General features: G+C 73.9%; 4 protein-coding genes. All 4 read left to right on the plus strand.

What is annotated here, in order from left to right:
- The first annotated feature begins 92 nt into the window (after positions 1-92).
- Positions 93-1,202, plus strand: a complete 1,110-nt coding sequence (gene wecB, locus ADL05_RS05555) for a non-hydrolyzing UDP-N-acetylglucosamine 2-epimerase (protein WP_053615763.1) — start codon at positions 93-95, stop codon at positions 1,200-1,202.
- Positions 1,203-1,555: 353 nt separating this feature from the next.
- A complete protein-coding gene (locus ADL05_RS05560; protein WP_053615764.1) occupies positions 1,556-3,322 on the plus strand; it encodes a hypothetical protein in 1,767 nt (588 codons plus the stop codon).
- 85 nt (positions 3,323-3,407) lie between these two features.
- Positions 3,408-5,594, plus strand: coding sequence for a glycosyltransferase (locus tag ADL05_RS05565; RefSeq protein WP_053615793.1), 2,187 nt, complete (start codon positions 3,408-3,410; stop codon positions 5,592-5,594).
- A gap of 329 nt (positions 5,595-5,923) precedes the next feature.
- Positions 5,924-6,298 (plus strand): hypothetical protein (locus ADL05_RS05570; RefSeq protein ID WP_053615765.1); only part of this gene is annotated, 375 nt, incomplete at its 3' end.

Raw genomic sequence — 6,298 nt, forward strand, 5'->3', positions numbered from 1 at the left:
GAACGCCGCTCACGGCGGCTCGGTGTCCTGTTCGTCCCGAAGAATCCCATCACACGGCAAACTCCACTCCAACAGAAGGAAACGTGACAGACGTGGCAACGAGCGCCCCCCTTGGTAGCCAGGACACCGGGATCGTGCACGTCGTCGGCGCGCGCCCCAACTTCGTCAAGGCCGCGCCCGTCGTCTCCGCCCTGCGCGGGCGAGGGGCCCACCAGTCGGTCGTCCACACCGGGCAGCACTACGACGACCGGATGTCGGCCGTGTTCTTCCGCGACCTGGGCCTGCCCACGCCGGACGTCGACCTCGGGGTGGGATCGGGCTCGCACGCCGCGCAGACCGCCGCCCTCATGGTCGGGCTGGAGAAGGAGTTCACCGAGCGCCGGCCGGGCATGGTGGTCGTCTACGGCGACGTCAACTCCACCGTGGCCGCCGCCCTGGTCGCCGCCAAACTGTGCGTGCCCGTCGCGCACGTGGAGGCCGGACTGCGCTCCTTCGACAACACGATGCCGGAGGAGGTCAACCGGCGCGTCACCGACCAGCTGAGCGACCTGTGCTTCGCGACCAGTCCCGAGGCCATCGGCCACCTGGCCGCCGAGGGCGTGCCGACCGACCGCGTCCACCTGGTCGGCAACCCCATGATCGACACGCTGCTGGCCAACCTCGACCGGTTCGACGCCGACGCCCTGCGCACGCGGCTCGACCTGCCCGAGCGCTACGTCGCCGCCACCCTGCACCGGCCCGCCAACGTCGACGACCCCGACACCGCCGCCCTCCTGGCCAAGCGGCTGCACGAGATCGCCGACCAGGTCGACGTCGTCATGCCGGTCCACCCGCGCGGCAAGGCCGCCTTCGAGCGGGCCGGGCTCGGCGACCACCCGCGCGTCCACCTGCTGGAGCCCCTCGGCTACCTCGACTTCGTCGCCCTCGTGCGCGGCTCCGCGGCCGTGGTGACCGACTCCGGCGGCGTCCAGGAGGAGACCACCATCCTCGGCGTCCCCTGCCTGACCCTGCGGCCCAACACCGAGCGGCCCGTCACCATCACCCACGGGACCAACCAGCTCGTCACCGAGGCCGACCTCCTCCAGACGGTCACCAAGGTCCTGCACGGCCAGACCCCCGAGCGCGTCGGCAGCGCCCCGCCCCTGTGGGACGGGCACGCCGGAGAGCGCATCGCCACCATCCTCACCCAGTGGTCCAGGTGATCCCATGCCATGCTCGTCACCACCCTCCCCCAGACCACCGGCCGGGTCCGGCCGTCGCCCACCGCCCGTCGGGGACGCCCCGCACCGGGACGGGCCGTCCTCGGCGGAGGGCCTTCGGCCCCAGCACCGGTCCGTGCGCCTGACCCTGGGCATCCGGACCAGGCCGGGGACACGCCGGACACACCACCCGGCGGTGTCGCGGAGACGGCCCTCCGGGCCCGCGTTCCGCCTGGCCCTGGGCATCCGGACCAGGCCGGGGACGCGCCGGGGACACCACCCGGCACCGTCGGAACCGACACACGCGACGAACGCGGCGGGTTCGCCGATCCGACCACAAAGCAAGGTGGCAGACCGTGAAACGGCGTGAACAGAGCCAGACCGAACAGCTCCGGCAGGCCCTCGCCGAGCGCGAGGCACAACTCCAGGAGGCGCGCTCGCGCCTGGCCGCCGTGGAGGGCTCCACCTCGCTTCAGGTGGGACGGGCCCTGACCGCGGCCGCCAAGCGGCCCGGCCGCTCGCTGGTCAGGCTCCCGCGTGACCTCTACCGTCTGTGGCGCCGCAGCGGCACCACCCGACACACCGAACGCCGTCGGCCGGGCGCCGAGCCGGTGCGCTCCTTCGACGCCGAACGCCAGGAGGCCCGCCTCCTCACCGGCGTCGTGGGCGGGCGCGAGGACCTGCTCGTCGTCGCCACCGTCGTCGGCCCCGCCATCCAGCAGGCCGTCGACCCCTACGTGCGGACGGTCCCGCTGCGCCCGCACGACGCCCAGATCGTCATGGACGGCGTGGACGTGGACCTGGTCCTGGTCTCGTCCTCCGCGGCCGCCCCCGGCTCCCCGTGGGCCCACGTGGGCGACCCCGCCGTGGTGGACCGCACCCGGGCCCTGCACTGGGTCCTGGAGTCGGCCGCGGCCCGCGGCATCCCCGCGGTCCTGCTCGACGACGCACCGGCGCCGCCCGCCCTGCGGGCGCTCGGCTTCGACCGGATCCACAACGGCGACGCCGGGGTGCCCCTGCACCAGTTCAACCCCGTCGCCGCCGACCTCGTCCGCGGCCCCGAGGCGGTCTACGTCCGAGCCGGGGCGGGCGACCGCGTCCCTGACCTGCTCACCGACCTGGGAGCCGGTGTCACCGACGTCGACTCGCCCGGCCTGGCCGACGCCCTGCGCGCCGCCAACGTCGCGGTCATCCCCGGCACGGGTCCCGACCACGAACGCGTCCGCCGACGGGCCTGGGCCTGCGGCACCCACGTGGTGGCGCACACCGACCCGGCGCGGACCGGCGGCGAGGACCTGGCGGTGTCCGTGCCGCGCCTGCGCGCCGCCGTGCCCAGCTCGGCGGAACAGCGCACCATGCTCCGCCAGGTGTTCTTCGACGCGGCCACCCCGGTGCGCCTCGCCGAGATCCTGGAGGGGCTCGACCTGGACACCGACACGCCCGGCGCGGAACTGCCGCTGCGCGGGCGCGCGGTGGCCGTCCTGGCCGACCCCGCGGGCGAGGCCGAGGCCGACCAGCTCGCCGACGACCTGCTCGCGGCCACCCTGCGCCCGACCGAGGTCGTGGTGCCCGGTGCCGCCGCCCGCCTGCCCGGTGTGCAGCGGCTGCGGGCCGAGGGCGTGATCGTGCGCTCGGCGCGCTTCAGCGCCCCGGACACCCCCGAGGAGCTCACCCGCGACGGCGACCGGCCCCGCATCGGCGCGCTCGGCACCGACGGCTGGGCCGCGCTGGCCGAGCGCGCCACCGCCCCGTGGGCCTACCCGTGGACCGGGCGCGTGGGCGCCGACCGCCTCGCCGACCTGGTGTGCGCGGCCGAGTGCTCGGGAGCCGACGCCGTGGGCGCCCCGGCCTCGGACGGCAGCGAGGACACCGGCGGCGACGCGCGCGGGCAGGGCTTCTTCGACCGCGCCCGCACCGGCGGCACCCAGTATGTTTTCGTGAGTGCCGTGACACCGGAACTCGCCAGGACCCCGCTGTTGCGCCGCGGCTGGAACCCGGCCGAGTGGAACCGGCGCGGAAACCGCCTGCTGGCGCTGGGGCCGGACCACGGCACGGCGCCCGGAGGCGGGGCGGACGGTTCCGCCCACAGCGCCGCCGACGCATCGACAGGCGCGATCGGTTGATCCCCCGTCGCACTGACCGCTCCGCGCGGGACACCCGAAAGCATCCGAAGGGAAGAACGTGAGTACACCTTCTCCGCGCGCGCTCCTGTACGGGGACGTGGACCTCAACATCATCGACGGCTCGGCGATCTGGGCCCAGTCGATGGCGCAGGCCCTGGCCGCGGCCGGATGCGAGGTGACCCTCCTGCTCAAGGCGCCGGTGCGCACCGACCGGCTGGTCGCACCGCTGGCCGACGTGCCCGGCATCCGGCTGCTGCGCCCCTACGAGGACGACCTCGTGCCCGACCGGGGTCCGCGCGGGCTCACCCCGGAGCAGGCCGTCGAGCTCATCACCAAGCAGCACGAGCGCCGCGCCTTCGACCTCGTCGTGGTCCGGGGCCGCCGCCTGGCCGGGCTCGCGGCCCAGGAGGAGGCCCTGACCGGACGGCTGTGGACCTACCTCACCGACTTCCCGCACAGCGTCGGCGAACTGAGCGCCACCTCCACCGCCGAGCTCACGGAGATCGCGCTGGCCTCCCGGTTCCTGCTCTGCCAGACCGAGGAGCTGCGCGCGTTCCTGGAGTCGTCGGTTCCCGCCGCGTGCGGGCGCTCCGTGCTGTTCCCGCCCGTGGTCGTGGTGCCCGAGGGCGTCCAGGCGGACGGCCAGGTGCACGCGCGCACCCGCATCGCCTACACGGGCAAGTTCGCGCCGCGCTGGAACACCCTGGAGATGACCGAGCTGCCCGAGCGGCTCGCACAGCTGGGCGTGGACGCCGAGATGGTGATGATCGGCGACAAGATCCACGCCGAGCCCGCCGACTGGTCCAAACGGATGCGACGGGCCCTGGAGTCGACCGAGCACGTGGACTGGCGCGGCGGCATGGCGCGCGCCGACGCGCTCCGCCAGTCCGCCGAGTGCGACTTCGGGCTGTCCTGGCGCGACCCGTCCATGGACGCGAGCCTGGAGCTGTCCACCAAGGTGCTGGAGCTGGGCGCGCTCGGCCTGCCGGTCGTGCTCAACCGCACGCCCATGCACGAGGCGCTGCTGGGCGCCGACTACCCGCTCTTCGCCGGGGCGGACATCGCCTCGGTCGCCGAGGTGGTCGCCCGGGCCTACGCCGACCGCGAGCTGTACGCGGACGCGGCGCGGCGGTGCCGGGACGCGGCGGAGGCGCACGCGCTGGAGCGGGCGGCCGAGCGGCTGCGCGGCTACCTGTCCGAGGCCCTGCTCACCGCGCCGGAGGGGGCGGATCCCGAGCGCCCGCTCAAGGTGGTCGTGGCCGGCCACGACCTGAAGTTCTTCACCCGGCTGGCGGAGTACCTGGACGCCCTGCCCGGCCTGGACGTGCGCATCGACCAGTGGGAGGGGCTCAACGCCCACGACCAGTACCGCTCGCGCGAGCTGGCGGGCTGGGCCGACGTGGTCATCTGCGAGTGGTGCGGGCCCAACGCGCTCTTCTACGCCAAGTGGAAGCGGCCCGACCAGCGGCTCATCGTCCGGCTGCACCGGTTCGAGCTGTACGCGGAGTGGCCGCGCAAGCTCGACATCGGCAAGGTCGACGCGGTGGTGTGCGTGAGCCCGCACTACGCGGACCTGACGCGCGAGATCACGGGGTGGCCGTCCGAGAAGGTCGTGGTCGTGCCGAACTGGGTGGACGACGTCCAGCTGGCGCGGCCCAAGCTGGCCGGGGCGGAGTACTCGCTGGGCATGATCGGGATCGCGCCCTCGCGCAAGCGGTTGGACCGGGGGCTGGACGTGGTCTCCGAGCTGCGGCGGATGGACCCCAGGTACACGCTCTCGGTCAAGACCAAGCAGCCGTGGGAGTACTGGTGGATCTGGAACCGTCCGGAGGAGCGCTCCTACTTCGAGCGGGTGTACCGGCGGATCCAGCGGGACGAGAAGCTCGCCTCCGGCGTGGTGTTCGACCCGTTCGGCCCCGACGTGGCCACGTGGCTGCGGCGGGTGGGCTTCATGCTCTCCACCAGTGACGACGAGTCGTTCCACCTGGCGCCGGCCGAGTGCGCGGCCTCCGGCGGGGTGCCCGCGCTGCTTCCGTGGCCGGGGGCGGACACCATCTACGATCCGCACTGGATCCACGACGACGCGGTCGCCATGGCCGAGGCGATCCACGCGACCGTGTCCGAGGGCCGCTTCGCCGCCGAGGCCGAGCGGGCGCGCGCCGAGGTGACGGGCGCCTACGGGCTGGACCGGGTGCGCTCGATGTGGAGCGACCTCGTGGTGCGCGGCAAGGTTCCGGAGGACGCCTCGGCGGCCCCCGCCGCCCGCTCCTGACACCGACCGAAGGGGGCGTTCCGGCACCGCCGGAACGCCCCCTTCGGCGTGCGGTTCACTTTTCTCTCAAATGGGGCCAATTCCGACAAAGAGTTTTCTGCCCATCCGTTCACGGATTTCTGGCGCGCCCCTAGGGAAAGGTTCTGACCTGCGTCGATGGAACGGCTTTCGAACAATGTCCGAACGCCTCCCCCGAAATGCCCTCCCTCGACCTCGCCATGCCCTACTCTTTGTCGCGAACACAACCCAACAAGCGGAGGCCCCGCGACGCTAGTTCGCGTCCGAGGCCGTGGCCAGCAACTCACTCCTTCAAGACAAGGATTGCCGACATGGCTCAGTTTAGCCCTGCCGTCCTCAGGTATGCCCTCGCCTACCTGACGGCCCTGTTCACTCCCGCGCGCGGGCGCCACTCCGCCGCCCGCCGACGCCGCTCCACCCGGGTCCGCCGCTACGCGCCCGTCCCGGCACCCGAACTCACTCAGGCCGCCGCGCCGCGCCCGGCGCCCCGCCTGGCCCCGCCGCCCGCGCCGATCCCGGCCGAAGAGGTCGCCCTGGTGCGCGGCTACTACCGGGCCTTCGAGAACGAACGCGACCTCGCCCGCGTGCAGGCCGACGCCCTGCGCCGCCTCGACCAGTGGACCGCCCGGCCCCCGGTCGGCGACCTGCTCGCCCCCGTGCCCGCGCCCCGGCGCCCCGAGCGGGTG

It is taken from the genome of Nocardiopsis sp. NRRL B-16309, assembly GCF_001279585.1.
GTDB lineage: Bacteria > Actinomycetota > Actinomycetes > Streptosporangiales > Streptosporangiaceae > Nocardiopsis.